Annotated in this window: 25 protein-coding genes; 17 read left to right on the top strand and 8 right to left on the bottom strand. The window is 70.8% G+C overall.

The genetic code is table 11. The features are described 5' to 3' along the window. The first annotated feature begins 3 nt into the window (after window positions 1–3). Window positions 4–252, top strand: coding sequence for an acyl carrier protein (locus tag AC07CM_RS03505; RefSeq protein WP_018545314.1), 249 nt, complete (start codon window positions 4–6; stop codon window positions 250–252). 86 nt (window positions 253–338) lie between these two features. Further along, window positions 339–1601 (top strand): beta-ketoacyl-ACP synthase II, encoded by a 1263-nt coding sequence (fabF, locus tag AC07CM_RS03510; protein ID WP_478874652.1) that lies wholly within the window; start codon window positions 339–341, stop codon window positions 1599–1601. An 89-nt stretch (window positions 1602–1690) separates the two neighbouring features. Here the strand turns inward: fabF and AC07CM_RS03515 are convergent, their stop codons facing one another. Continuing rightward, complete coding sequence (locus tag AC07CM_RS03515) at window positions 1691–2185, bottom strand: DUF3145 domain-containing protein (protein WP_478874653.1); 495 nt, start codon at window positions 2183–2185, stop codon at window positions 1691–1693. A gap of 256 nt (window positions 2186–2441) precedes the next feature. On the opposite strand from AC07CM_RS03515, the gene AC07CM_RS03520 reads away from it, so the two are divergent. Beyond that, window positions 2442–3344 carry an SGNH/GDSL hydrolase family protein gene (locus AC07CM_RS03520; protein ID WP_478874654.1) on the top strand — a complete coding sequence of 301 codons (903 nt, stop codon included), beginning with the start codon at window positions 2442–2444 and terminating at the stop codon, window positions 3342–3344. Window positions 3345–3359: 15 nt separating this feature from the next. Then, a complete protein-coding gene (locus AC07CM_RS03525) occupies window positions 3360–4343 on the top strand; it encodes an aldose epimerase family protein (RefSeq protein ID WP_478874655.1) in 984 nt (327 codons plus the stop codon). Window positions 4344–4411: 68 nt separating this feature from the next. On the opposite strand, the gene AC07CM_RS03530 is transcribed toward AC07CM_RS03525, so the two are convergent. Next, window positions 4412–6901, bottom strand: coding sequence for a beta-glucosidase H (locus AC07CM_RS03530; RefSeq protein WP_478874656.1), 2490 nt, complete (start codon window positions 6899–6901; stop codon window positions 4412–4414). Window positions 6902–6958: 57 nt separating this feature from the next. Here AC07CM_RS03530 and AC07CM_RS03535 point away from each other — a divergent pair, with 57 nt between their 5' ends. After that, entirely contained in the window at window positions 6959–7540 is a 582-nt protein-coding gene (locus tag AC07CM_RS03535) for a TetR/AcrR family transcriptional regulator (RefSeq protein WP_478874657.1), read from the top strand. A gap of 3 nt (window positions 7541–7543) precedes the next feature. Here the strand turns inward: AC07CM_RS03535 and AC07CM_RS03540 are convergent, their stop codons facing one another. Continuing rightward, window positions 7544–7876, bottom strand: a complete 333-nt coding sequence (locus AC07CM_RS03540) for a YrdB family protein (protein WP_478874658.1) — start codon at window positions 7874–7876, stop codon at window positions 7544–7546. Between the two features lie 63 nt (window positions 7877–7939). On the opposite strand from AC07CM_RS03540, the gene AC07CM_RS03545 reads away from it, so the two are divergent. After that, a complete protein-coding gene (locus AC07CM_RS03545; protein ID WP_478874659.1) occupies window positions 7940–9205 on the top strand; it encodes a pyroglutamyl-peptidase I in 1266 nt (421 codons plus the stop codon). Here the strand turns inward: AC07CM_RS03545 and AC07CM_RS03550 are convergent. Both AC07CM_RS03550 and AC07CM_RS03555 read right to left on the bottom strand, forming a co-directional pair. Then, window positions 9195–9998 carry an EI24 domain-containing protein gene (locus AC07CM_RS03550; protein ID WP_478874660.1) on the bottom strand — a complete coding sequence of 268 codons (804 nt, stop codon included), beginning with the start codon at window positions 9996–9998 and terminating at the stop codon, window positions 9195–9197. The genes AC07CM_RS03545 and AC07CM_RS03550 overlap by 11 nt on opposite strands. A 23-nt stretch (window positions 9999–10021) precedes the next feature. After that, the gene (locus AC07CM_RS03555; RefSeq protein ID WP_478874661.1) at window positions 10022–10456 is read right to left on the bottom strand and encodes a MarR family winged helix-turn-helix transcriptional regulator; all 435 of its coding nucleotides are present in this window, start codon (window positions 10454–10456) and stop codon (window positions 10022–10024) included. An 88-nt stretch (window positions 10457–10544) separates the two neighbouring features. On the opposite strand from AC07CM_RS03555, the gene AC07CM_RS03560 reads away from it, so the two are divergent. Both AC07CM_RS03560 and AC07CM_RS03565 read left to right on the top strand, forming a co-directional pair. Further along, a complete protein-coding gene (locus AC07CM_RS03560; protein ID WP_478874662.1) occupies window positions 10545–11543 on the top strand; it encodes an NADP-dependent oxidoreductase in 999 nt (332 codons plus the stop codon). Between the two features lie 98 nt (window positions 11544–11641). Continuing rightward, window positions 11642–12061, top strand: a complete 420-nt coding sequence (locus tag AC07CM_RS03565; RefSeq protein ID WP_478874663.1) for an organic hydroperoxide resistance protein — start codon at window positions 11642–11644, stop codon at window positions 12059–12061. A gap of 166 nt (window positions 12062–12227) precedes the next feature. On the opposite strand, the gene AC07CM_RS03570 is transcribed toward AC07CM_RS03565, so the two are convergent. Both AC07CM_RS03570 and AC07CM_RS03575 read right to left on the bottom strand, forming a co-directional pair. Continuing rightward, window positions 12228–13385 (bottom strand): serine hydrolase domain-containing protein, encoded by a 1158-nt coding sequence (locus tag AC07CM_RS03570; protein ID WP_478874664.1) that lies wholly within the window; start codon window positions 13383–13385, stop codon window positions 12228–12230. A 255-nt stretch (window positions 13386–13640) separates the two neighbouring features. Further along, window positions 13641–14642 carry an SCO2400 family protein gene (locus AC07CM_RS03575; protein ID WP_478874665.1) on the bottom strand — a complete coding sequence of 334 codons (1002 nt, stop codon included), beginning with the start codon at window positions 14640–14642 and terminating at the stop codon, window positions 13641–13643. A gap of 201 nt (window positions 14643–14843) precedes the next feature. On the opposite strand from AC07CM_RS03575, the gene AC07CM_RS03580 reads away from it, so the two are divergent. The 9 genes from AC07CM_RS03580 (at window position 14844) to AC07CM_RS03620 (ending at window position 26063) form a co-directional block, all read left to right on the top strand. Then, complete coding sequence (locus tag AC07CM_RS03580) at window positions 14844–16001, top strand: mandelate racemase/muconate lactonizing enzyme family protein (RefSeq protein WP_478874666.1); 1158 nt, start codon at window positions 14844–14846, stop codon at window positions 15999–16001. After that, window positions 15998–17011 carry a zinc-dependent alcohol dehydrogenase gene (locus AC07CM_RS03585; protein WP_478874667.1) on the top strand — a complete coding sequence of 338 codons (1014 nt, stop codon included), beginning with the start codon at window positions 15998–16000 and terminating at the stop codon, window positions 17009–17011. The genes AC07CM_RS03580 and AC07CM_RS03585 overlap by 4 nt, the downstream gene beginning before the upstream one ends. A 184-nt stretch (window positions 17012–17195) precedes the next feature. Continuing rightward, window positions 17196–18161 (top strand): hypothetical protein, encoded by a 966-nt coding sequence (locus AC07CM_RS03590; RefSeq protein WP_478874668.1) that lies wholly within the window; start codon window positions 17196–17198, stop codon window positions 18159–18161. A 61-nt stretch (window positions 18162–18222) separates the two neighbouring features. Further along, window positions 18223–19332, top strand: coding sequence for a multiple monosaccharide ABC transporter substrate-binding protein (gene chvE / locus AC07CM_RS03595; protein WP_478874669.1), 1110 nt, complete (start codon window positions 18223–18225; stop codon window positions 19330–19332). 32 nt (window positions 19333–19364) lie between these two features. Beyond that, window positions 19365–20924 (top strand): multiple monosaccharide ABC transporter ATP-binding protein, encoded by a 1560-nt coding sequence (gene mmsA / locus AC07CM_RS03600; protein ID WP_478874670.1) that lies wholly within the window; start codon window positions 19365–19367, stop codon window positions 20922–20924. Next, a complete protein-coding gene (gene mmsB, locus AC07CM_RS03605) occupies window positions 20921–22162 on the top strand; it encodes a multiple monosaccharide ABC transporter permease (protein WP_478874671.1) in 1242 nt (413 codons plus the stop codon). The genes mmsA and mmsB overlap by 4 nt, the downstream gene beginning before the upstream one ends. A 58-nt stretch (window positions 22163–22220) precedes the next feature. Next, a complete protein-coding gene (locus AC07CM_RS03610) occupies window positions 22221–23375 on the top strand; it encodes an aldose epimerase family protein (protein WP_478874672.1) in 1155 nt (384 codons plus the stop codon). 160 nt (window positions 23376–23535) lie between these two features. Next, on the top strand, window positions 23536–25227 hold the full coding sequence (locus AC07CM_RS03615) for a pyridoxal phosphate-dependent aminotransferase (RefSeq protein WP_478874673.1): 1692 nt from the start codon (window positions 23536–23538) through the stop codon (window positions 25225–25227). 71 nt (window positions 25228–25298) lie between these two features. Then, a complete protein-coding gene (locus AC07CM_RS03620; protein WP_478874674.1) occupies window positions 25299–26063 on the top strand; it encodes a hypothetical protein in 765 nt (254 codons plus the stop codon). Window positions 26064–26126: 63 nt separating this feature from the next. Here AC07CM_RS03620 and AC07CM_RS03625 read toward each other — a convergent pair whose 3' ends face one another. Next, window positions 26127–26774, bottom strand: coding sequence for a DUF4360 domain-containing protein (locus AC07CM_RS03625; RefSeq protein WP_478874675.1), 648 nt, complete (start codon window positions 26772–26774; stop codon window positions 26127–26129). Window positions 26775–26928 lie beyond the last annotated feature (154 nt).

The following is a 26928-nucleotide window of genomic DNA, read 5'->3' on the forward strand; positions in this document are numbered from 1 at the left end:
GACATGGCCGCCACTCAGGAAGAGATCGTCGCCGGTCTCGCCGAGATCGTGAACGAGATCGCCGGGATCCCCACCGAGGACGTCCAGCTGGACAAGTCCTTCACCGACGACCTGGACGTCGACTCGCTGTCCATGGTCGAGGTCGTCGTCGCCGCCGAGGAGCGCTTCGACGTGAAGATCCCGGACGAGGACGTCAAGAACCTCAAGACCGTCGGTGACGCCACCGACTACATCCTCAAGCACCAGGCCTGAGTCACCCCTTAGGCCGTCAGGCTGCTAGGCCCCGCCACCCGGCGGTGGCGCCGTAGATTCCCGCATCCGTTGGAGAAAGAATTCCCGTGAGCCCGACCAATCGCACCGTGGTCGTCACCGGTATCGGCGCAACCACACCGCTGGGTGGCGACGCAGCTTCGTTCTGGGAGGCCCTCGTCGCCGGCACGTCCGGTGTCGGCCCCCTCGAGCAGGAGTGGGCTGCCGAGCTGCCGGTCCGCATCGCCGCGCAGATCGCCGTCGAGCCCGGCGAGATCATCCCCCGGCCGCAGGCCCGCAAGCTGGACCGGTCCGCGCAGTTCGCGCTGATCGCCGCTCAGGAAGCCTGGAAGGACGCCGGTTTCACCGCCAAGGCCGGTGAGGACGCGTCCGTGAACCCCGACCGTCTCGGTGCGGTCATCGCCTCCGGCATCGGCGGTGTGACGACGCTCCTGGACCAGTACGACGTGCTCAAGGAGAAGGGCGTACGCCGTGTCTCCCCGCACACCGTGCCGATGCTGATGCCCAACTCCCCGGCGGCCAACGTCGGTATCGAGCTGGGTGCCCGCGCCGGTGTGCACACCCCGGTCTCGGCCTGCGCCTCGGGCGCGGAGGCCATCGGGTACGCGATCGAGATGATCCGCACCGGTCGTGCGGACGTGGTCGTGGCCGGTGGTACCGAGGCCGCCATCCACCCGCTGCCGATCGCCGCGTTCGGCAACATGATGGCGATGTCCAAGAACAACGACGACCCGCAGGGCGCGTCCCGTCCCTACGACTCCGGTCGTGACGGCTTCGTGCTCGGCGAGGGCGCGGGCGTGATCGTCCTGGAGTCCGAGGAGCACGCGAAGGCCCGCGGCGCCCGGATCTACGTCGAGGCGGTCGGCCAGGGGATCTCCGCCGACAGCCACCACATCACGCAGCCGGAGCCGTCCGGCAACGGCATCGCGCACGCGCTGCAGAACCTGCTCGACAACACGGATCTGAAGCCGGCCGAGATCGTGCACGTGAACGCGCACGCGACCTCGACGCCGCAGGGTGACGTGGCCGAGATCAAGGCGCTGCGGAAGGTGTTCGGCGACGACGTCGACCACATGGCCATCTCCGCGACCAAGTCGATGACGGGTCACCTGCTGGGTGGCGCCGGCGGTATCGAGACCGTCGCGTCGATCCTGGCCCTCGTGAACCGTACGGCTCCGCCGACCATCAACGTGCGCGAGCTCGACGCCGAGGTCAACGCGGACGTCGTCGTCGGTGAGGCGCGGGCGCTGCCCGAGGGCCCCATCGCCGTGCTGAACGACTCGTTCGGGTTCGGCGGCCACAACGTGGTGCTGGCGTTCCGCACCCTCTGAGCAGGCGTTCGGCATCGTCCGAGAACGTGAGCGAAGGGCCCTCACCGGCAGGTGGGGGCCCTTCGCCCTTTCTCGTCGTGTTCGGCCGCTCACACCACCTGGTGCAGCCAGCGCACGGGTGCGCCCTCTCCCGCGTAGCGGAACGGCTCGAGTTCGTCGTCCCACGGCTTGCCCAGCAGCTTGGCCAGTTCGGCCTCCAGCTCGGTCTCACCCCGCTGGCTGCGCAGCAGCGCCGCGCGCAGCCGGTCCTCGGGAATGAGGATGTCGCCGTGGATGCCGGTGACGGCATGGAAGATGCCCAGGTCGGGGGTGCAGCTGTAGCGTTCGCCCTCCGCGGTGGGGCAGGGCTCGGCGGTGACCTCGAAGCGCAGGAGGTGCCAGCCGCGCAGCGCGGAGGCGAGCTTGGAGGCCGTGCCGACCTCGCCCTGCCAGGAGAACTCCGAACGCCAGGTGCCGGGTGCCGCGGGCTGCCGGATCCAGTCGAGGCTCACGCGCGTGCCGAGCACCCCGGCGACGGCCCACTCGACGTGCGGGCACAGCGCGCGCGGCGCGGAGTGCACGTACAGAACTCCACGTGTCGTCACCGGAACCTCCGGGCAGAGCGGGACATCTTGCGGACTGGCGGTGCGGCAGTGGCACGACGGCCGCGTTGATGGCGAGGCTACCTTGCGGTGGCGCAAGGAGTGTGACGTACCGTCGGTCCTGGTGCCAGGAAACTCCCGCCATTCACCCAGGGGGACGCTTGTACGGGGGTGCGCCGTTCCAAGGTCGCGGGCCGGGAACCCTCGCGCGTTGTCATGAGAGGGAGCACTCCACCGTCGAACGAGGGGATCAGCAGGGATGCGGAAGCGAAGGCACCGTGCGCGGGCCGCCCTCGCCGTCGTGGCGGCGGCCGTGCTGGCGACGGCGGGGTGCGACGCCTTCGGTGGGGGCGGCGCCGACGGCACGAAGGACTCCGGGACGGGCGCGGCCCGGCCCTCGGCCAGACCCGCTCCGGTGTGGGACCGCCGCCCGGACTCGATCGCCGCGGTCGGCGACTCCATCACCCGCGGGTTCGACGCGTGCGCGGTGCTCTCCGACTGCCCCGAGGTGTCGTGGGCGACGGGCAGTGACGCCAGGGTCGACAGCCTGGCGGTGCGGCTGCTGGGGGTGCGGGGGGCGGCGGAGCGCAGCTGGAACTACGCGGTGACAGGCGCCCGGATGTCCGACCTGCCGCAGCAGATGGCCCAGGCGGCCGCCCGCCGTCCGCAACTGGTGACGGTGATGATCGGTGCGAACGACGCGTGCCGCTCGTCGGCCTCGGCGATGACGCCGGTGGCCGACTTCCGCGCGAGCTTCGAGGAGTCCCTGGCCACCCTGCGCGCCGAGCTGCCGAAGACTCAGGTGTACGTGGCGAGCGTGCCGAACCTGAAGCGGCTGTGGTCCGAGGGCCGGGCGAATCCGCTGGGCAAGCAGGTGTGGAAGCTCGGCATCTGCCCCTCGATGCTGAGCGAGGCCGACGACCTGACCCGTGCGGCCACGATGCGGCGGGAGACGGTGCAGCAGCGGGTGCAGGAGTACAACGAGGTGCTGAGGGACGTCTGCGCCAAGGACCGCCGCTGCCGCTTCGACCGGAACGCGGTCTTCGACTACCGCTTCGACACCGAGCAGCTCAGCCCCTGGGACTGGTTCCACCCGAGCCGCAACGGGCAGGCCCGGCTCGCAGAGATCGCCTACCGCGCCGTCACCGCCTCGAGACCGTGACCTAGCCTTTCCCACATGAGTGAACTTTTCGGCACACTTTCCGATGGCTCACCGGTGCACCGCTGGACGCTGGAGCGGGCCGGGCTGCGGGTGCGAGTGCTGTCGTACGGCGGGATCGTGCAGTCGATAGGGGTCCCGGACCGGGAGGGACGCACGGCGGACGTGGTGCTGGGGTTCCCCGCGCTCGACGGCTATCTGGAGCACCCGGAGCCGTATCTCGGGGCCCTGGTCGGCCGGTACGCCAACCGGGTGGCGAGTGCCCGCTTCCCGCTGGACGGTCGCACATACGCGCTGGCCCCGAACGACGGGCCGAACACGCTGCACGGCGGTGAGCGCGGCTTCGACAAGCGGGTGTGGGACGCCGAACCGGTCGAGCACGGTGTGCGCCTGACCCGGGTGAGCCCGCACGGCGAGGAGGGTTTCCCGGGTCGGCTGGCGGTGACGGCCACGTACACACTGGAGGCGTCCGGTGCGCTGCGGATCGTCTACGAGGCGGTCACGGACGCGCCGACCGTCGTCAACCTCACCAACCACACGTACTGGAACCTGGGCGGTTCGGGCCACGCCGGCGGCCACGAGCTGCGGCTGTCCGCCTCCCGGTACACCCCGGTCGGCCCGGACCTGATTCCCACCGGGGCCCTGGAGGACGTGGCCGGCTCCCGTTTCGACTTCCGCACGGCCCGCAAGGTCGGCTCCGGCTACGACCACAACTTCGTGCTGGACAAGGGCGTGACACCCACGGCGGAGGAGGTGGCCGAGCTGTACGACCCGGCGTCCGGGCGGGTGCTCACCGTGGCCACCACCGAGCCGGGCCTCCAGCTCTACACCGCCGACCAGCTGAGCGACCCCTACGGCCCCGGGGACGGCATCGCCCTGGAGACCCAGCACTTCCCGGACTCCCCCAACCGCCCGGACTTCCCGAGCACCGAGCTGCGGCCGGGTCACCTCTTCCGGTCCGAGACGGTGTACGGCTTCTCGGTGCGCCGAGGTCTGCCGTAGGGACTCCACGAGCCCCGGTCCAGGGGTCAGGTCCCGGACCGGGGCTGCTCGTGGGGACTTGTCCCGGATCAGACGTTAATCGCCGAGGTCAGCCTGCGGTCCGTGATCGAGCGGCCGGCTGCGATCTCGTACGAACCCTTCACATACGCCCACGACTTCGCCGTGTCGTCCCAGATCTCGAAGGCGCGGCGGGGCAGCTCGACGGTCACCTCGACGCTCTCGCCGGGTCCGGCCTCGGCGCTCGCGAACCCGGCCAGTGGGCGCGCCGGGCGCTCGGCGTCCGGCTCGGCCGGGGACAGATAGACCTGCACGACCTCGCGGCCCGGCCGCTCCCCGGTGTTGCGGACGCGGATGCGCGCGGTGGTGCCCTCGACCTGCAGGGACTCATAGGTCCAGTCGGTGTAGCCGAGGCCGTGCCCGAAGGGGTACGACGGGGTGCGGCCGGCCTTCTCCCAGGCGCGGTAGCCGATGAACACACCCTCGGTGTAGGGCAGCTCCCCGTCCTCGGGGACGACCTGGGTGACGGGGGCGTCGGCAAGGGATCCCCAGGTGGTGGGGAGCCGTCCGCCGGGCTCGTGCGCGCCGGTCAGGACGTCGGCGAGGGCCGCGCCGCCCTCCTGGCCGGGGAACCAGGTCAGCAGCACGGCCGCGACCTCGTCCCGCCACGGCAGCTCGACCGGGGAGCCGGAGTTGACGACCACGACGGTGTGCGGGTTGGCGGCGGCGACGGCGCGGACCAGGTCGTCCTGGCGGCCGGGCAGCCTCAGGTCGGTGCGGTCGAAGCCCTCGGACTCGACGCGGTCGGTGGTGGCGACCATGACGACGGCCGTGTCGGCGCCGCGGGCGGCCTCGACGGCCTCGGCGATCAGCTCGTCGGGGTCGCGCCGCGGGGCGGAGTGGGCGAGGGCGAAGGCGACGACCTTCATGGGGATGTTCTCGGGCAGCTGGACGACATGGGTGAGCAAGACGTCGACGGTGCCGCCCGCGGTGAGTTCGGCCTGGGCGCGGGGGACGGGTGCGGTGAAGAAGGCCTCGAAGGGGCCGCCCCGGTCGGGGCGCTGGACGTCGTCGTAGTACGTCGTCCCGTCGACGGTGAGCGTGAACGGGCCCATGCCCCGGATGCCGAAGCTGTGCGGGCCGGACTCGCGCGGGGTGAAGGTGCCGGTCAGTTCCACGGTGTGCAGGGTGTCGTGGGTGACGCCCGCGGGCAGGTCGGAACCCATCCACTGGATCTGCCCGTTGGGCGCGGAGCCGGTGCCGAGGACGTTGCCGTCGGCGTCGCGGCAGACCGCCCGGAGGCTGAAGCCCTGCTCGGCGACGGCGAGTTCGGTGGCCGGGTCGGCGCCGACGGCGTAGGTGAGGGTGCCGTCGGGAAGGGCGGCGGTGAGGCCGTCGAGCGGGGAGACGACGCGGGCCGGGAAGACGGTGGCGGAGCCGCCGCCGAGGACGCGGGCGTCGCGGGCGGCGGCGCCGATGAGGGCCACCGTGCCGTTCGGCTTCAGGGGCAGGGCGCCGCGCTCGTTGCGCACGAGGACGAAGGAGCGGCGGGCGATCTCGCGGGCCAGAGCCTCGCCGTCGGCCGGCGCGGGCGGCTCGGCGACGGCCGGCTCGGCCCCGTCCAGGATGCCGACGCGGGCCGCGAGGCGCAGCACCCGGCGTACGGCGGCGTCGACGGTGGTCTCGGCGACCCGGCCGTCCCCGACGGCGCGGGCGAGGGTCTCGCCGTACACGGTGTCGGGGCCGGGCATGGCGACGTCGAGGCCGCCGGCGATGGCGCCCACGGTGTCGCGGGCGGCCATCCAGTCGGAGACGTTGAAGCCGTCGAAGCCCCATTCGCCGCGCAGGACCTCGTTGACGAGGTGGCGGTGCTCGGTCATGGTCGTGCCGTTGACCGTGTTGTACGCGGTCATGATCCCCCAGGGGTGGGCGTTCGTCACGATCGCCTCGAAGGGGGCCAGGTACAGCTCGCGCAGGGCGCGTTCGGAGACCAGGTTGTTCACGGTGAAGCGGTCGGTCTCGGCGTCGTTGGCGACGAAGTGCTTGACGGTGGTGCCGACCCCGCCGGACTGGACGCCGGTCACATAGCCGGTGCCGATCACGCCGGTCAGGTACGGGTCCTCGCTGTAGGCCTCGAAGTGGCGGCCGCCGAGCGGGGAGCGGTGCAGGTTGACGGTGGGGGCGAGCAGGACGTGGACGCCCTTGCGGCGGGCCTCCTGGGCGAGCAGCACGCCCGCGCGGCGGGCGAGTTCGGGGTCCCAGGTGGCGGCGAGCGCGGTCGGCGAGGGCAGGGCGACCGAGGGGTCGTCGGCCGTCCAGCGCACGCCCCGGACGCCGATCGGGCCGTCGGACATGACCAGCGACTCCAGGCCGATCTCCGGCAGGGCGGGCAGGGTCCACATGTCCTGGCCGGCCAGCAGCCGCGTCTTGGCGTCGAGGTCGAGCCGGCGCAGCGCCGCCTCCACGACCGCCTCGCGAGCCTCGTCCCCGCGCGCCTTGTCCGTCTCCGCCACGGCGGTACCTCCTCGCTGAAGTCCCTCTGGGTCTCCCTCATCCTGCATCCACTACCTGTAGGGCGGTAGGTTTTGTTATCTTGCCGTTATATTCGCTCGACGGGGATGCCTTACGGTGACGTCATGAACGCGAGGGTCAGGAGCGAGGAGCGGCGCGCGGAGATCGTCGGGGCGGCCCTGGAGGTGATCGCCGAGCGCGGTTACCGGGGGGCGAGCCTGGCCGCGGTGGCCGAGCGGGTCGGGCTGACCCAGCAGGGGCTGCTGCACCACTTCCCGACGAAGGACGCCCTGCTGGTGGCCGTGCTCCAGGAGCGGGACCGGTGGGACGCGGTGCCGGACACGCGGTGGCGGGTCGATCTGCTGGCCTCGCTGGTCGAGTACAACGCGATGCGCCCGGCCATCATCCAGACCTTCTCGGCGCTGCTCGGTGAGAGCGTGACGGAAGGGCACCCGGCGCGGGCCTACTTCACCGAGCGCTATGCCCGGGTCCGCGAGAGCATGGCGGCGGTCCTGCGCGCCGAGTACGGCGACCTGCTGCCGAACGGCCTGACCCCGGAGCGGACCGCCCCGCTGCTCGTGGCGGTGATGGACGGCCTGCAGTACCAGTGGCTGCTGGACCCGGAGTCGGTCGACATGCCGGGCGCCTTCCGGGACTTCCTGCGACTGCTGGGCGAGCCGGCGGAGTGAGGCTCACTGGTTCCAGGCGTGGGCCAGGGACTTGCTGAGCACGCACACGACCGCGAAGGCGAGCGCCCAGGCGTGGGCTCCCGCCGCGTACAGGGCGACGACCGCGATGCCGAACCAGAGCGTCTCGAAGGCGGCGCGGGCGGCGCCCCGGAGCTTGAACCTCGCCCGTGGGGAGCCGAACAGGCCCCACAGCCAGCCCAGGACGCCCGGCGCGAAGACGGCGAGCAGCCAGCCGCTGGTGTCGAGGAGGGTGTATCCCCAGTAGGAGACGGCCGCGAGGGCGCCGAGTTCCATGAGGAAGATGACGCCGAGGTTCACGGCCTTCACTGTCTTCACGCGTGGCAGTATCACCCCTCGTACGGCACTTCCACCACGTGTGACGGAAGGACCCGAACTCCCTTGACCTCGCTGCGAATACGCACCGCAGTCCTCGGCGTGACCCTGCTGGCCGGGATGGCCGCACTGTCCGCCCCCACCACGACCGCCTCAGCCGCCCCGGCGGCCCTCTCCCCCACCGTCGAGGAACAACGGCTCGACCGGGCCGTACCGCGGGAGATCCTCGAACGCTCCGGATTCGCCGACGTGGCACCGGAGTTCACGCAGGCCCTGGAGCACGCCCGGTCCTACGCGCAGGCCCGCCACGTCGTCGTGACCCAAGGCTCGGCGCTGTGGCGGCGGGCCGTGAACCGGGCGCAGGGCCGCGGGCCGGCCGGTGGTGAACTGAGCCGGGACGACGACCGGCCGCTGTACTGGGCGCGCCTCGGACTGACCCGTGAAGTGCGCACCTGGGAACCGGAGTTCGTGCTCTCCGATGCGCAGAGGACGGCACTGCTGGACGATCTGGAGCGCACCTCCCGCGGCCAGACGGACATCCGCTATCCCCGGCAACCGCACCTACGGCGCATCCTCCTCACCGGTTTCGACCCCTTCACGCTGGACCGGGACATCCGTATCTCCAACCCCTCAGGGGCGAGCGCGCTGGCGCTGGACGGCACGGTGATCCTGACGGCGCGGGGGCCCGCCCGCGTGGAGACGGCCGTGTTCCCGGTTCGCTGGGCGGACTTCGCGGCCGGCACGGTGGAGCGGACCCTGCGGTCGTACCTGCCGAAGGTCGACCTGTTCACGACCGTGAGCCAGGGCCGGGTCGGCCGTTTCGACATCGAGCGCACCAACGGCGCCTGGCGGGGCGGCTTCCCGGACAACGACAACGTCTCGCGCACCGAGAGCGTCCCGGTCACCGACCCGGCCGCACAGCCCCAGTGGACGACGACGACCCTGCCGTACGCGGCCGTCACGGCCGCCGACACGGGCCGGTTCCCGGTGTACGACCACACGGAGGTGACCGAGATCCCGGCGGGAGGCACCGATCCCGTCGTACGGCCGGACGGTCCGACCCCCGGTTCGACGGCCCGTGCGGGCGGCGGCGGAAACTACCTCTCCAACGAGATCGCGTACCGCGCGACCCTGCTCCGGGACCGCCTGGGCCTGCACGACACCCTGCCGGGCGGCCATGTGCACACACCCGTGCTGCAGTTCGGCGCGGACAACAGCGACCCGGCGACGGGGACGGTGACCGACCCGGAGTTCGTCCGCAACCGGCTGGACATCATCGCCCAGGTGCGCTCCATCGTGACGGTGGCGGCGGAGGCCACGTTCAGGAGGTGACCTGCTCCCCGTCCTCCTCCGAGGCCTCGCCCGCCTCACCCTCGGTGCTCTCCTCGCCCAGCAGCTCCCGGGCGAGGAGGGTGGCGCCCGCGACCGCGCCCGGCATCAGGAACACCGCGACGAACGGGACCAGGAAGGCCAGGCCGAGCGGCGCGCCGAAGCCCCACACCAGGGCCTTGCGGGAGCGGAGCAGAGCGAGGCGGGCGCGGAGTTCGACGCCACGGCGCTGGAGGGCGACGGCGGCCAGTTCCTCGGTGAGGAAGAACCCGGTGACGAAGAAGCCGATCACCGGGACGACCGTCTGGCCCACGACGGGCAGGAAACCGAGGGCGAAGAGCAGGACGCCCCACACGCAGGCCCGCACCAGGATCCGCAGGCTGTCGCGGGCCGAGATCCACAGCTCGCGCCACAGGGGCAGGCCCGAGCGGGGTGCCGTGCCGTCGGGCGAGACGTCCTCGTCGACCTTCTCCGACAGGCTCTCGTAGAAGGGCTGGCCGATCAGCAGGGTGACGGCCGTGAACGTCAGGACGGCCAGCAGCAGGCCGAGGGCGAACAGGACGGCCGTGAGGAAGCCGCGGAACAGACCCTGCCAGGGGCTCGACCAGTCGTCCGCGAACGGGGTCGCCCAGGCCACCCCGTCCTCGCCCCACACCCCGAGCGCGACCAGCGCCGCCGCGTACAGAACCAGCGTGATCAGACCGGGCAGCAGCCCGAAGCCGTAGCTCTTCCCGTGCCGGCCGACCCATCGCTGGCCTTCGAGGAGATGTCCGAAACCCGCCCCAAGATCGCGCATGACGAAGACTTTACCGTCGGCCCTCAGGCGTCGAGCATCCGCCGCAGCAGATCGCGCAGCACCAGCCGCTCGTCGTCGGACAGGCCCGCCAGCGGCTCGCGGGCGAAGCGCAGCCCGTCCCGCAGCTCGCGGACCACGCCGCACCCCTCGTCGGTGGCTGCGGCCACCTTCACCCGCCGGTCGCCGGGGTCGGGGCGGCGCTCGACCAGCCCCCGGGACTCCAGGCGGTCCACGATCCCGGTCACGTTGGACGGCTCGCACTTCAGCTTCTGCGCGAGCTTGCGCATGGGCAGCGGTCCGAGCGTCAGGAGGCTGAGCAGCTTCGCCTGGGCGCCGGTCAGGGCGTGCCCGGCGGCGGCCTCCTCGTAGTCCGCGTGGTACCGGGCCACCACCTCGGCGATGAGCTGGACGACCTCGATGGTCAGTTCGTCCGGACGGGTCTTCTCGGGTGTGGCCATGCCCTCAGGATACCCGCTTACTTGACAACATGAAATATTCACGTGCACGGTTGTTTCAGTCACTGAAGTAAATCCGAAAGGTCCTGTCATGATCAACCGCGAGTGGCACCTGCAGAGCCGTCCCGTCGGCTGGCCGAAGCCCGAGGACTTCGCCCTGGTCGAGACGCCCGTCCCGACCCCCGGCGAGGGCCAGGTGCTGGTACGCAACAAGTACCTCTCCGTGGACCCGTACATGCGCGGCCGGATGAGCGCGGCGAAGTCGTACGCCGCTCCCTACGAGCTGGGCAAGGTCATGCAGGGTGGTGCGGTCGGCGAGGTCGTGGCCTCCGACGCCGAGGGCATCGCGGTCGGCGACCACGTCCTGCACTTCTTCGGCTGGCGCGAGTACGCCGTCCTGGACGCGCAGCACGCCGTCAAGGTCGACGCGTCGGCCGCGCCGCTGTCGACATACCTCGGTGTGCTCGGCATGACCGGCCTGACCGCCTACGCGGGTCTGCTGCGCACCGCCTCCTTCAAGGAGGGCGACGTGGTGTTCGTGTCCGGCGCGGCGGGCGCCGTGGGCAGCCAGGTCGGACAGATCGCCAAGCTCAAGGGCGCCGCGCGGGTCATCGGCTCGGCCGGTTCGGACGAGAAGGTCAAGCTGCTGGTGGAGGAGTACGGCTTCGACGCCGCCTTCAACTACAAGAACGGCCCGGTGGGCGAGCAGCTGCGCGAGGCCGCCCCCGACGGCATCGACGTCTACTTCGACAACGTCGGCGGCGACCACCTCGAGGCGGCCATCGGCTCGCTCAACCAGGGCGGCCGGATCGCGGTCTGCGGCATGATCTCCGTCTACAACAACACCGAGCCGGCCCCCGGCCCGCGGAACCTCGCCCGGCTGATCCAGACCCGCGGCCGCATCGAGGGCTTCCTGGTCGGCGACCACTACGACCTGCAGCCGCAGTTCGTCCAGGAGGTCGGCCCCTGGGTCGCCTCGGGTGCGCTGAAGTACCGCGAGACGGTCGTCGAGGGCATCGAGAACAACCTGGAGGCGTTCCTCGGTGTGCTGCGCGGCGACAACACCGGGAAGATGATCGTCAAGCTCTGACCCCTGGTCCGGGCTTTCCGACATGCGGTAACTTCTTTCCGAAATCCGCCGTCGATCGTGGGCGCGAGTCGCGGTGGACCGAGGAGGAAGAGAAGCGCATGCCCATTCAGCAGTCCGACGTCCTGTACACGGCTGTCGCCACCGCCGAGAACGGCCGCGACGGCCGTGTAGCCACCGACGACGGCAGGCTCGACGTCGTCGTGAACCCGCCCGAGGAGATGGGCGGCAACGGCGCCGGCACCAACCCCGAGCAGCTGTTCGCCGCCGGGTACAGCGCCTGCTTCCAGGGCGCGCTCGGTGTGGTCGCCCGGCAGGAGGGCGCCGACGTCTCCGGCTCGACCGTCACCGCGAAGGTCGGGATCGGCAGGAACGAGGACGGCTTCGGGATCATCGTGGAGATCTCCGCGAACATCCCGAACGTCGAGGAGACCGTTGCTCGGGAGCTGATCGAGAAGGCGCATCAGGTGTGCCCGTACTCGAAGGCGACTCGGGGCGACATCACCGTGACGCTGGTCTGAGAACCGTCGTTGCGCACAACGGCAGCCGCATCCTTGGACGTGGGGTGCGGCTGCGCTGCGTCGGCGGATCGGCGTCTGCCGGGTGCGGTGAGGGTTCGGGTGCGGGTTGTCGTGGGTTGCTCGCGCCCACGCGGCGGAGCCGCACATCGATACGGTCCCGCGCCCCTCAACGAGTCAGCGCCGCCCGGTGCAGTGCCGCTGCCAGCCTTTCGTTCTCCGGGGCCGCACCTCCCGGGAAGGCGAAGCGGCGGCGGGTGTAGCCATAGGCCAAACCGCTGCGCGGGTCCGCGAAGGCCTGGGAGCCGGCCGCGCCGCTGTGGCCGATCGCGCCGGCGCCGAGGAAGGGGTGCCAGGTGTCGGCGGTGGCCTGGAAGCCGAGGCCGAACGACTTGTGGGCGCGGGCCACCAGGTCGTACCCGACGGAGTGCAGCTGGCCGAACTCCGCCACCGTGTCCTCCTTCAGCAGCGGCGCCTTGCCGTCGGCCTCGCTGATGATCGCCGCGTACATGCTGGCCAGGCCGCGGGCCGAGGCGACCCCGCCCACCGAGGCCGGGCCCCTGGCGCGGACGGTGCGGTCGTTCGGCAGTGTCGCCAGATCGGTCGGCTCCGGGGCGTGCCGGTTGAACGCGATCGAGGCGAGGGTGTGCGGACCGCTCGGCAGCGCGCCCAGCACCGCCTGCTGTTCGGGGGTCGGCAGCATCGGCAGCGTGGTACGGAAGCGGGGCTCCCGGGACGGGGGCAGGCCCAGGTGGAAGTCCAGCCCGTAGGGCGCGCGGACCCGCTCCTCGTACAGCTCCTGGGTCGTCCGTCCCGTCGCGCGCCGGACCACCTCGCCGGTGAGCGCGCCGATCACCAGGGCGTGGAAGCCGAAGGCCGTGCCCGGCCGCCAGAACGGCCGCTGGTCGGCGAGCCGTTCGGCCATGGCCCGGTCGTCGGCCAGCTCCGCCGCGCTGAACCCGGTGTCGGTGCCGACCAGTCCGGCGCGGTGCGCGAGCAGGTCGCGCAGGGTCAGCCCCGCCTTGCCCTCGGCTCCGAACTCCGGCCAGTAGTAGGTGACTTTGCGGTCCAGCTCAAGCGTGCCCTCCTGCACGAGCAGGGCCACGACGAGGTGGGCGGCACCCTTGGTGGAGGAGAACACGCCATACAGCGAGTCCCCGTCGGCACCCTCGCCCGCCCACAGGTCGACGACCCGCCGGCCGCGCACGTAGGCGCACAACTGCCCCTCGTAGTCGTCCCGTTCCTCGGCGACGAAGGCGGCGAACTCCTCGCGCACCGCTTCGAAGCCCTCGGCGACCGTGCCGTGCACGGTGATCCGCTGCGTCATCCGCTCTCCTCGACCGAGCCGCTGCTCTCCCTGCCACAACGCCCGTTCCGCCGTCGGGCGTTCCCGAGATCGTGTACGGCGAGACGTACCTGTCCGACTCAACCGTCCCGGGGGCGGGTTGGTGTCACCGATGCCCCGGATGGCCGATGGCACACGGTGGTACGGAACCCGCCGGGGCCGTTTCGGTGCGGCGGCTTCGGTGCAGCGGCCTTTCGACGGGGATCGCGCGGTGCGGCACACCGCGCGGCGGCCTGCCTAGGTGCACCACCACAGGAAGCGGTTGCACGTCCTGGTCGGCGACGGCTTCGGTGTCGGGCCGGACGTCGTCGGGCCGGACGTCGGGGTGGACGCGGGACGGGACGGCGCGGGAACGGCCGGGGCCGAGGTCGTCGCGCCCGCGCCCGTCGTGGCCGATTGCTGCGCCTTGTCCGTGGCGGACGGGGACTTGGAGGCCTTGTCCTTCGGGGACTTGGAGGCGGAGGCCGAGGCCGACGCGTCCGGCGAGGCGGAGGCGTTCGGGTTGCCCGCCGTGCCCGAGGTCCTGTCGAGGGGGTCGGCCGTCCGGTCCGGGGAGGCGGAGGCACCGCCGTCCACCGAGGCGTCCCCGGACGCCGCCGGCTTGTCGCTGGAGAAGGGGGAGAAGGGTGCGTCCGTGCCGAGTTCGGCGAGGCTGAGACCGCCCGCCGCCAGCACGAAGCCCGCGGCGATCAGCAGGGTACGGCGCCGGCGGCGCCGGTGCGCCGCGGCCTTGCGGTCGCGCCGGCTGGCGTCGCCGGAGGCGGGGCCGCTGCCGGCGGCGGCCGCTCCACCACGGCCCCGGCCGCGCGACTGGCGCCGGGCGGCACGGCCTCCGGGCTCGTCCACGCCCTCGTGGTCGCCCCGGTCCCGGTAATCGTCCTGGTCTTCGTGATCGTCCTGGCCTTCGTAGCCCTCCCGGTGCTCGTCGGCCGCGTGGCCGTCCGGGTCCGGGTGGCCGTCCGTGGCCTGTCCGGCGTCGAACCCGGCCGGCGTCGCCCCGGCCGTGAACCCGTCGGAGGGGCCGCCGGCGGGGAAGGAGCCGTGTTCGGGAAGGTCGGCGTACGGCCGACCGGGTGTTCCCGCGAACGCCTGTTGCCCGTACGGGCCCGCCACCGTGCCCGCGTATCCGTGCGCGACGGCGGCGTCCGCGCGCGCGGAGAGAGAGTGCGCGGGCGCGCCACACCCGGGGCAGGCCAGGGCGCCGTTGAGGTGCCGTTGGCACGGGTGGCAGAAGTCCATGACGCCGGAAGACTAGATTCCCCGTCGGTCACGTTCCTAGGCGCGCTTGTGAAGGTTTGGTGCGAGACCGAAAAGGTTCTCGAAATCCTTGCCGAAACCGTTACCCGTTCGCCCCATTGACACCCTGACCGCCCCGTCCTTACTGTCACGCCAGCATTTCGAACGTGTGACGAAATCTCGAACAGCTGAAGGGCAACTGCCGTGCGCATCACCGGAATCAGCACACACGTGGTCGGGACGCCGTGGCGCAACCTGACCTACGTCCAGGTGCACACCGACGAGGGGATCACGGGAGTCGGCGAGACCCGGATGCTCGGTCACACCGACGCGCTGATCGGCTACCTGCGGGAGGCCGAGGCCAATCACATTCTCGGCTCGGACCCGTTCGCCGTCGAGGACCTCGTACGCCGGATGAAGTACGGCGACTACGGCCGCGCCGGTGAGATCGTGATGTCCGGCATCGCGGTCGTGGAGATGGCGTGCTGGGACATCAAGGGCAAGGCCCTCGGCGTGCCGGTCTGGCAGCTGCTCGGCGGGAAGGTGACGGACAGGGTCAAGGCGTACGCCAACGGGTGGTACACGACCGAGCGAACCCCGGAGGCCTACCACAAGGCGGCCCAGGGGGTCATGGAGCGTGGCTACAAGGCCCTGAAGATCGACCCCTTCGGCACCGGGCACTTCGAGCTGGACCACGACCAGACGCTGTACGCCGTCTCCCTCATCGAGGCCGTGCGCGACGCCATCGGCCCGGACGCCGAGCTGATGCTGGAGATGCACGGCCGCTTCTCCCCCGCCACCGCCGTCCGGCTCGCCAGGGAGATGGCCCCGTTCAAGCCGGCCTGGCTGGAGGAGCCGGTGCCGCCGGAGAACCTCAAGGCGCTGGAGAAGGTCGCCGCCAAGGTGGACATCCCGGTCGCCACCGGTGAGCGCATCCACGACCGGATCGAGTTCCGCGAGCTGTTCGAGAGCCAGGCCGTGGACATCATCCAGCCGGACGTCGGCCACATCGGCGGCATCTGGGAGACGCGGAAGCTCGCCGCGACCGCCGAGACCCACTACATGCTGGTCGCCCCGCACAACGTGGGCGGTTCGGTGCTCACGGCGGCGAGTCTCCAGGTCGGATTCACCTCCCCGAACTTCAAGATCCTGGAGCACTTCAACGACTTCGCGGACGCGGAGATCAAGAAGGTCGTCAAGGGTGCCCCCGAGGTCGTCGACGGCTACTTCCACCTCTCCGACCGGCCCGGTCTCGGGGTGGAGCTCGACACCGACGCGGCCGCCGAGTTCCCGCAGCAGCAGGCCCGGTTCGATCTGTGGGCCGAGGGCTGGGAGCAGCGCAAGCCGAAGGACACGAAGTGACCTCCCGAGGGTCCCGGGTCCTGATCGAGGCGCCGGGCGCCCACCGGGTCGAGGAGCACACGCCCCGCGATCCCGGGCCCGGCGAGGCGCTGGTCGCGGTGCACGCGGTCGGCATCTGCGGCAGTGACCGCGAGGTGTACCAGGGCAACCGGCCCGAGGGGTACGTCCGTTACCCGCTCACGCCCGGCCACGAGTGGTCGGGGACCGTGCGGGCCGTGGGTGCCGGGGTGCCCTCGACGCTCGTCGGACGCAAGGTGGTCGGCGAGGGCTTCCGCAACTGCCAGGTGTGCGACCGCTGTCACGCGAGCGAGACCACGCTGTGCACGGCCGGGTACGAGGAGACCGGGTTCACCCAGCCGGGTGCCATGGCCACCACGCTCACCCTGCCCGCCCGGCTGCTGCACCCGCTGCCGGACGACGCCGACCTCACCGCCGCCGCCCTGCTGGAGCCGGCCGCCTGCATCGCGGCAGCCGCGCTCAAGGCGGGTGCCCGGCCCGGCGAGCGGGTCGCGGTGGTCGGCACGGGCACGCTCGGGATGTTCGCCGTGCAGTTCCTGAAGGCGGTCTCGCCGGCGGAACTGCTCGTGGTGGGCACGCGGAACGACCGGGAGGCGCTCTCCAGGCGGTTCGGGGCGACCGACTTCCGGCTCAGGGACCAGGACCTCCCGGACGACTTCGACGTCGTCGTGGAGACCGCCGGATCAGCGTCCGCCGCGCGCACCGCCGCCTCGCTGCTCAGGCGCGGCGGACGGCTGGTGCTGACCGGTATCCCGGCGCCGGGCGCGGACGGGCTCGACCCGACCGATCTCGTCGTACGGCAGCTGGAGGTGCACACGGTCTTCGGGGCCCCACCCGATGCCTGGGCGCACGCCGTGCGGGTGTTCGGCGCCGGCTTGCTCGACCCACTGCCGCTGGTCACGCACGAGCTGCCACTGACCGAGTTCCCACAGGCCATCGAGCTGGTGGGGGCCGGTGATCCGAAGGTGGGCAAGGTGCTGCTGCGCCCCTGAACGTACGCCGGTCAGGGCGTGAACTGACGGCGCCCTGACCGGCGTACCACCGAGGCCTTGTTTTTCAGCGTTTTTTCGGCTTTTTCTCAGCGTTCTATCGGCGCTTTCTCGGCCCTGCCACCGAGGCCTCGCTCCACCCAGAGCCGCGAACCTTGTCCGAAATACCGAACACGAAGGACAGCTTGTGACCGACGCTTCCGCCCCGGCAGTCCGCAGGCCCGGTGAGCAGGTGCTCGCCGCACTCGGCCTGGACGCGCCCGGCCTCGACCCCGCCGACGCCTCCGCCCACAGCTTCCCGGGCGGCGGCCGCTGGCGCACCGAGATCCCCTCGTGCGAGGGTCCCGAAGCGCTGGCGGTCGTGCTCAAGGAGGCCTCACGCCTCGACGTGCCGATCCACCGGATCAGCCAGGGCAGCGGCGTGTGGATGCTCACCGACGCCGAGATCACCGAGATGGTCGAGGCGACCGGTGAACGCGACATCGAGCTGTGCCTGTTCACCGGCCCGCGCGGCACGTGGGACATCGGCGGCTCGGTGCGCTCCGACTCGCGGGGGGCCGGACTGCGCGCCCGCGGCCACGACGCCGTCGCCGGCTGTGTCGAAGACGCCGTACGGGCCACCGAACTGGGCGTCAAGTGCCTGCTGGTGGCCGACGAGGGCGTGCTGTGGACCCTGCACCGGGCCCGCGAGGCGGGGATCGTCCCGGCCGACACCACGCTGAAGGTGTCGGCGCTGATCGGCCCGGTCAACCCGGCCTCGTACGCCGTCTTCGAACGGCTCGGCGCCGACTCCGTCAACGTGCCAAGCGATCTGACGCTGAATCACCTCACCGAGATCCGCCGGGTGTCCGCCGCCCCCATGGACATGTACATCGAGGCCCCCGACGACCTCGGCGGCTATGTGCGGATGTACGAGGTCGCCGAGCTGATCCGGCGCGGCGCACCGCTCTACCTGAAGTTCGGCCTGTCCAAGGCTCCCGGCATCTACCCGTGGGGCACCCATCTGCGGGACGTGACCCTGGACACCGCCCGGGAGCGGGTGCGGCGCGGCCGCCTCGCCCTGGACCTGCTCGCCCGGCACGGCGCGGACGGCGACATGGCGCCGCTCGGCTCCCGGCTGCCCGGCCCGCTCAACCGCTTCCCATCGGCCTAGCCCCCCTTCTCGACGACTCTCAACGACTCTCAACGACGAGACCCACAAGGACGGACCACCCATGCGCAACCGCAGAGCCGCACTCGCCGCGATAGCCGGAGCCGCCTCGCTCGCCCTCACCCTGACCGCCTGCGGCCAGAACAGCGAGGGCGGCAGCAAGAACAAGGGCGGTGACACCAAGGGCGGCACCATCGGCATCGCGATGCCGACCAAGTCCTCCGAGCGCTGGATCGCCGACGGCAAGAACGTCGTCAAGAACCTGGAAGCCAAGGGCTACACGACCAAGCTGGTCTACGGCGAGGACGACCCGGACACCCAGGTCTCGCAGATCGAGAACCTGATCACGCAGGGCGTCAAGGGCCTGATCGTCGCGGCGATCGACAACAAGTCGCTGAACAACGTGCTCCAGGAGGCCGCGGACGCGAACATCCCGGTCATCGCCTACGACCGCCTGATCCTCGGCAGCAAGAACGTGGACTACTACGCCTCGTTCGACAACGAGAAGGTCGGCCGGTTGCAGGGCACGTACATCGTGCACCGGCTCGGCCTGGACAGCGGCAAGAAGGGCCCCTTCAACATCGAGCTGTTCGCCGGCTCGAACGACGACAACAACACCAAGTACTTCTTCGGCGGCGCGATGAGCGTGCTGCAGCCGTACATCGACAAGAAGCAGCTGGTGGTCAAGTCCGGCCAGACCGCGCTCAACAAGGTCACCACCCTGCGCTGGGACGGCACCACGGCCCAGCACCGCATGGAGGACGTCCTCACCTCCGCCTACAAGAGCGGCCGGGTCGACGCCGTGCTCTCCCCCTACGACGGAATCTCCATCGGCATCCTGTCCGCGCTGAAGTCGGACGGCTACGGCTCCGGCAGCAAGCCGCTGCCGGTCGTCACCGGCCAGGACGCCGAGCTGGCCTCGGTGAAGTCGATCATCGCCGGTGAGCAGACGCAGACCGTCTACAAGGACACCCGCCAGCTCGCCAAGGTCGCCGCGACCATGGTCGACGACGCCCTCCAGGGCAAGAAGCCGCAGGTCAACGACTCCAAGACCTACAACAACGGCACCAAGGTCGTGCCCGCCTACCTGCTGCAGCCGGTGAGCGTCGACAAGAGCAACTACAAGCAGGTGCTCGTCGACGGCGGCTACTACACCGAGTCCGAGCTCAAGTAAGCGCCCGCCCCTACGGATTGGAAGGCACGACCATGGCGGGACCCGTCCTGGAAATGCGCTCGATCGTCAAGACCTTTCCCGGTGTCAAGGCGCTGTCGGACGTCACCCTGACCGTCCGGCAGGGCGAGGTCCACGCCATCTGCGGGGAGAACGGCGCCGGCAAGTCCACCCTCATGAAGGTGCTCTCCGGCGTCCACCCGTACGGCAGTTACGAGGGGGACATCCTCTTCGAGGGGGACGTCGTCCAGTTCAGGGACATCCGGGCGAGCGAGCAGCACGGCATCGTCATCATCCACCAGGAGCTGGCGCTGGTGCCGTACCTCTCCATCGCGGAGAACCTCTTCCTCGGCAACGAGCACGCCAGGCGCGGGCTCATCAACTGGAACGAGACCCTGCGGCACGCCACCGAGCTGCTGCGCCGGGTCGGTCTGGACGAGCACCCGGAGACCCGCGTCACCGACATCGGCGTGGGCAAGCAGCAGCTCGTGGAGATCGCGAAGGCGCTGGCGAAGTCGGTGAAACTGCTGATCCTGGACGAGCCGACAGCGGCTCTGAACGACGAGGACAGCGGCAAACTCCTCGATCTCATCCTGGAGTTGAAGAACCAGGGCATCACCTCGATCATCATCTCGCACAAGCTGAACGAGATCCGCCGGGTCGCCGACTCGGTGACGATCATCCGGGACGGCCGGTCCATCGAGACCCTCGACGTCAGGGCGCCGGAGACGACCGAGGAGCGGATCATCGCCGGCATGGTCGGCCGTGACCTCGACCACCGCTTCCCCGAGCGCACCCCGCACCAGCCGGAGGAGGGCGCGGCACCCGCGCTGGAGATCCGCAACTGGACCGTGCACCACCCGATCGACCAGCAGCGCAAGGTCGTGGACGACGTGTCGATCGAGGTGCGCCGCGGGGAGATCGTCGGCATCGCGGGCCTGATGGGCGCGGGCCGCACCGAACTGGCGATGAGCGTCTTCGGGCGCACCTACGGCCGGTACGCGGGCGGCACGGTCCTGAAGGACGGCCGGGAGATCCGGACGAAGACCGTTCCGGAGGCGGTCCGGCACGGCATCGCCTACGTCACCGAGGACCGCAAGCACTACGGCCTCAACCTGATCGACACCATCAACCGCAACATCTCGCTGACCGCGCTGGACAAGGTCGCCAAGCGCGGTGTCGTGGACGAGCACGAGGAGCGGCAGGTCGCCGAGGGCTTCCGGGAGTCCATGAACATCAAGGCGCCGACCGTGTTCGAACCGGTGGGCAAGCTGTCGGGCGGCAACCAGCAGAAGGTCGTCCTCAGCAAGTGGATCTTCGCCGGGCCCGACGTGCTGATCCTGGACGAACCGACCCGCGGCATCGACGTGGGCGCCAAGTACGAGATCTACACGGTCATCGACCAGCTCGCGGCCCAGGGCAAGGCGGTCGTCTTCATCTCCTCCGAGCTGCCCGAACTGCTCGGCATGTGCGACCGCATCTACACGATGGCCGCCGGGCGGCTGACCGGTGAGGTGCCGCGGGCCGAGGCCACGCAGGAAGTGCTGATGCGTCGCATGACGAAGGACAAGACGGACAAAGAGGTAACGCGATGAGCACGGATGTGACCGCCAAGAGCCCGGCCCCGGCGCCGCCGGGCAAGAGCGCATCGGCCGGCGGCGGCCTGCTCCAGCTGATGCTGGACGGCCTGCGCCGCAACATGCGCCAGTACGGGATGCTGATCGCGCTCGGCCTGATCGTGGTCCTCTTCGCGGTCTGGACCGACGGGGACCTGCTGCTGCCGCGCAACGTCTCCAACCTGGTGCTGCAGAACAGCTACATCCTGGTCCTCGCGATCGGCATGATGCTGGTGATCATCGCCGGGCACATCGACCTGTCGGTCGGCTCGCTGACCGCGTTCGTCGGCGCCTTCGCCGCCGTGCTGACGGTGCAGCACGGGGTGTCCTGGCCGATCGCGCTGGTGCTGTGTCTGCTGGTGGGCGCGGCGGCGGGCTCGATCCAGGGCTATCTGATCGCCTATCTCGGCATACCGTCGTTCATCGTCACACTCGCCGGGATGCTGCTCTTCCGCGGTCTGACGGAGATCCTGCTCAAGGGCCAGACCCTCGGCCCCTTCCCCGACGGTCTGCAGAAGCTCGGCAACGGCTTCCTGCCCGAGGCGGGCCCGAACACCAACTACCACAACCTCACCCTGCTGCTCGGGCTCGTCCTGATCGCGGCCGTGGTGTGGCAGGAGGTCCGGGACCGCCGCCGCCAGCAGGAGTTCGCCCTGGACGTCCCGCCGACCCGGCTCTTCCTGCTCAAGCTGACGGCCCTGGTCGCCGCGATCCTCGCGCTGACCCTGCTGCTCGCCAGCTACAAGGGCGCCCCGATCGTGCTGATCATCCTCGGCGCACTGGTCGTCGGCTACGGCTACGTGATGCGCAACGCGGTGTTCGGCCGCCACATCTACGCGATCGGCGGCAACCTGCCGGCGGCCAAGCTGTCCGGCGTGAAGGACAAGAAGGTCACCTTCTACGTCTTCCTGAACATGGGCGTGCTCGCGGCCCTGGCGGGTCTGGTGGTCGCCGCCCGCCTGAACGCGGCCTCGCCGAAGGCGGGCGTCAACTTCGAACTCGAAGCCATCGCCTCGTCGTTCATCGGTGGCGCGTCCATGAGCGGCGGTGTCGGCACCGTCCTCGGCGCCATCATCGGCGGTCTCGTCCTCGGCGTGCTGAACAACGGCATGAACCTCCTCAGCGTCGGCACCGACTGGCAGCAGGTCATCAAGGGCCTGGCCCTGCTGCTGGCGGTCGGATTCGACGTGTGGAACAAGCGCAAGTCCGGTTCGTAAATCAGCTCGGGCCCCGCCGGAAGAGCCGGCGGGGCCCCTCCTTTTACGGGAGCCGCAAGTGGAACTGAACAGACGTACGGTCATCGCGGGCGCCGCGGCGGCGGGCATCGCCGCCACCACCCTCGGCTCGGGCACCGCCCAGGCCGCCTCCGGAGGCGGGAAGCCGGTGAAGGAACCCTTCGGCAGGCTCGCCGACGGCACCAAGGTCTACCGCTGGTCCCTGGCGAACGGCGGCACGCGCCTGAAGGTGCTGTCGTACGGCGGCATCGTCCAGGCCCTGGAGATCCCCGACCGGCACGGCCGCCACGCCAACGTCGTCGCGGGCTTCGACGACATCGACGACTACGTGGCGAAGAGCCCGTACTTCGGCGCCCTGATCGGCCGCTACGGCAACCGCATCGGCAAGGGCCGCTTCACCCTCGACGGCACGAGCCACCAGCTGTCCGTCAACGACGGCGAGAACAGCCTGCACGGCGGCGCCAAGGGCTTCGACAAGCACATGTGGGACGTCGAGCCGTTCACCGAGGGCTCCGACGTGGGCCTGCGCCTGTACTACACCAGCGCCGACGGGGAGATGGGCTACCCGGGCACCCTCAGGTCGCAGGTGACGTACACCCTCGACCGGCACGGCGCGTGGCGCATCGACTACGAGGCCACCACCGACCGGGCGACCGTCGTCAACCTCACCAGCCACGTCTACTGGAACCTGGCCGGCGAGGGCAGCGGCACGATCGAGGACCACGAACTCACGATCGCCGCCTCCCGCTACACCCCCACCGACTCGGGCCTGATCCCCACCGGCGAGCTGGCGAAGGTGGGCGGCACCCCCTTCGACTTCCGCCACGCCAAGCCGATCGGCCGGGACATCCGCGCCGGCCACGAGCAGCAGGTGCAGGCCAAGGGCTACGACCACAACTGGGCCCTGGACAAGGGCATCACCGCCGGGCCCGAGCACATCGCCACGCTGCGCGACCCGCGCTCCGGCCGCACGCTGAAGATCGCCACCGACCAGCCGGGGCTGCAGTTCTACTCCGGCAACTTCCTCGACGGCACCCTCACCGGCACCGGCGGCCGCACCTACCGCCAGGGCGACGCCCTGTGCCTGGAGACCCAGCACTTCCCGGACTCGCCGAACCACGCGAACTTCCCGTCGACCGTGCTGCGGCCCGGGCAGACGTACCGGACGACGACGATCCACACGTTCGGGGCGTGACGCGGCACGATGTGACGCGGCTCGGCCTGGAGGGCGGGCCCTGAAGGGCTCGGCGTGAAGAGGCTCACACGGCCGGTGAGTTGAACGCCACTGCCGTCCCCTCCGTATCCATGGGTGGCCCGTGCTCCCCCGCACGGGCCACCCTTCGACGGAGGTTCTCTTGCCTGACAACGTCACCTCGTTGTTCCGCAACACCGCCGCGCACAGCCCTTCGATGGCGGCGCTGACGCGGGAGAGCGACGGGTCGGGCCCGGTGGACTTCTGCATCCCGTGCAATCCGTACTTCCCCACTCCGGCCATGTTCGAGGAGATGGCGACCCGGCTGCGCGAGATCATCACGTACTACCCGAGCAGCGCCGACACCATCACGGCCGAGCTGTGCGGGCTGCTCCAGCTGCCCCCGCAGTGCGTCGCGATGGGCAACGGCTCGACGGAACTGATCACCTGGATCGACCATCTGCTGGTCCGCGAGTCCCTGGCCGTGCCCGTCCCCACGTTCGGCCGCTGGACGGACCAGCCGATGGAGACCGGCAAGCGGGTCGACATGTTCCCGCTGCAGGAGGCGAACGGCTTCGCGCTGGACCTCGCCCAGTACGCCGAGTTCATCCGGGCCAGGGGCACCCGGGTCGCGGTGATCTGCAACCCCAACAACCCGGACGGCGGCTATCTGCGCAAGCAGTCCGTGGTGCAGTTCATGGACGCGATGGCGGACCTGGACCTGGTGGTCGTCGACGAGTCCTTCCTGGAGTTCGCCGACGCGGAGGCCGAGCCCAGCGTCGTCCAGGAGGCCATGCTCCGCCCGAACGTCGTCGTCCTGCGCAGCCTCGGCAAGAACTTCGGCCTGCACGGAATACGCTTCGGGTATCTGGTCGCCAACCCGGCGCTCGCGGGCAAGGTCCGCTCGATGCTGCCGAAGTGGAACCTCAACTCCTTCGCCGAGCACGTCGTGTTCATGCTGCGGGAACACGGACCGGAGTACGCGCAGAGCCTGATGCAGGTGCGTCGCGACCGCCTGGAGATGGCCAGCCACCTCTCCGCGCTCCCCGGCCTCACCGTCTACCCCTCGCAGGGCAACTTCCTCTTCGTGCGCCTGCCCGTCGGCGCCGAGGGCACGGTGGTCCGGGACCGGATGCTCACCGAGCACCGGATCCTGGTCCGTGAGTGCGGCAACAAGATCGGTTCTTCCAGCCGCTTCCTGAGACTCGTGGTGCGCCCCCAGGTCGACGTGCGTCGCCTGGTGTCCGGCCTGGAGCAGGTGCTCTACGGGTCCAGGAGGGGAGCCGCCGTACCCGAGCTGGGCACCGGGACCAGCTACAGCTCGGGTACGGCGGCAGTGGACCGGCTGGTGAGCGAGACCAACGGGGCCGGCATGCGGCTGGCCGCACCGGCCGCCGCGCCCGCCCCCGCCCCGGGGATCGCCACCGCCCCGGCCGCCGGCACCGGCATGCCGCTCCCCGCCGCCGTACCGCCGACCGGCGGCGGGATGCCGATGCCGGCGGCAGCCCAGGCGCTCCCGATGCAGCAGCCGGTGGCACCGGCTCCCGTACCGGCTCCGGCCCCGATGCCGGCACCCGTCCCGTCCCCCGCCGTCCCCATCCCGGCCCCCATCCCGGCCCCCGTTCCGGCACCGGCCCCGGTTCCAGCCCCCGTCCCCGTTCCGGCACCCGCCGCCGTGGCCGGCCCCACCCCGCCCGGTGTCCCGGCCCGCGGAGGCCTCACGGCCGCCCAGGTCCGCGGCATGACGGCCCCGGCCACCCCGGCCCCCGCGACCGGGCTCTCCCCCGCCCCGGCGACCGGCTGGCCCAACGCACAGAGCTGGCCGAACGCGGCGGGAATGGGACAGGCGGGCTAGCGCTCCTCGGGCGACGCCCGTCTCGCAAACCGGTCGGCGTTCTTCAGGACAGGTATGCCAGGATGCGTTCCGTGACCGACAACGCGGCACTCGCCGACATCCTCGACCGTGGTGCCGCCGTCACGGAGTCGGACCAGCTCCTCGCCGCCCTCGCCGACCACGGCGTCCTCGTGCCCGTACAGGCGAACGGGTCGGTGATGTTCCTCAAGAACGAGGACGGCAGTCCCGCCCTCCCCGGCTACGTCAGCGAGGCGTGCCGCGCCGAACGGCTCCCTCAGGCCTCTGCGGCGGTCCACTGCGACGTCCTGCGGCTGCTGGACATCGCCCAGCAGACCGGCGTCGGCGTCCTCGCTCTCTTCTCCGCGGCCAACTGGGCTCGCGTACCGGTGCCGTTGCTGCACCGGACGCTGCGCGAGCGGGGTCAGCGGGCCGAGGGCGAGCGGCTGAGACTGACCTGGTCCACCCATCCGGTCGCGCGGGCCCTGCGGGACGCGGTGGCCCGCCGGATCCGGGACTTCCCGGCGATCCGCACGGTCTGGGTGTCACAGGCACGCCGCCTCGACACCGGCATGGAGCACCTGATGCTGCACGTGGCCGTCGACGAGCCGCTGCCGTCCGCCTCCGCCGACCGCATGGTGGAGACCCTGCCGGCCGAGGAGGTGGCACTCGGCGACGGCGGCCACCGGCTTGCCGTGCTCGCCCTGAACACGACCGCGCATGCCACCACGATCGCCGAGCTGGAGACCATGGGCCTGGACACCGTACGGTTCGAAGCGGCCACAGGGCGCGTCACGGTGGTGTCCCGCGAGTACGACGACGCCCCCGAGACGACCTAGACCGCCCGCGCGTCGCCCGGCACTGTCAGCGAGCCGGGCGACGCGGTCACGCCTCGCGCCCGGCTATGAACCCGGGCACTGCTTCCACGCCAGGTGGTACACCGTGCTGATGTCCCCGTCGGTCGAGTCCATCGTCATGAAGCTGACCTTGCCGGGGTTCGCGCTGCCCGCGTTCACCCTCAGTTCGGTGTTGATGTTGAAGTTGCGCAGGACGCCGCAGGGGGCCCACACCAGCTGGGCCCAGTCGGTGCTGTCGGTGGCCTGCCAGTCGTCGTTGTAGGCGCCGCTGAACGGGTGCGTCTTCGACGCGGTGTTCGAGGAGCCCTGGAAGTAGTACGAGGCCTTCTGCGTCGCGGACGCGCCGGACTGGAGCGAGAGGAAGCCCCGGTAGTCGGCGCTGGCGACCGCGTAGGTGAAGCCCTGCGGCACGTGCACGACCAGGTTGAGCTGGCAGTTCTTGCGGAAGGCCGTGGGGTCGGAGTTGCCGCCGGCCTGGGCGAGGTAGTTGCTGTAGGTCACCGTGAAGGCGGTGTTGTCCGGGGAGACGGCGACGGCCGCCGTGCCCGCGGGACAGCCGGAGCCGTTCACCGTGGCGACATCGATGACGATCTTGTCCGGGGGCGGGTCGTCGAAGACGGGCGAGGACGAGGCGGGTATCGCGGTGGTGAGAAGAGCGGCTACGGCACCGCTCAGGAGGAGTCCACCAGCCATGCTTTCTCCAGTTGTCGAGTGGGGGGTTTCGGCCTCCGACCCGTCCGTTGAACTTTGAAGAAGCTGTGTGGAACCTGTGAAGGAGGGGGAGGCGATGGGCATCGTAGGAAGCCCATCGCCACCCCGGGAGGGTGAACTCCGGCCATTCACAACG

The sequence above is a fragment of the Streptomyces sp. NPDC044061 genome, assembly GCF_056434305.1.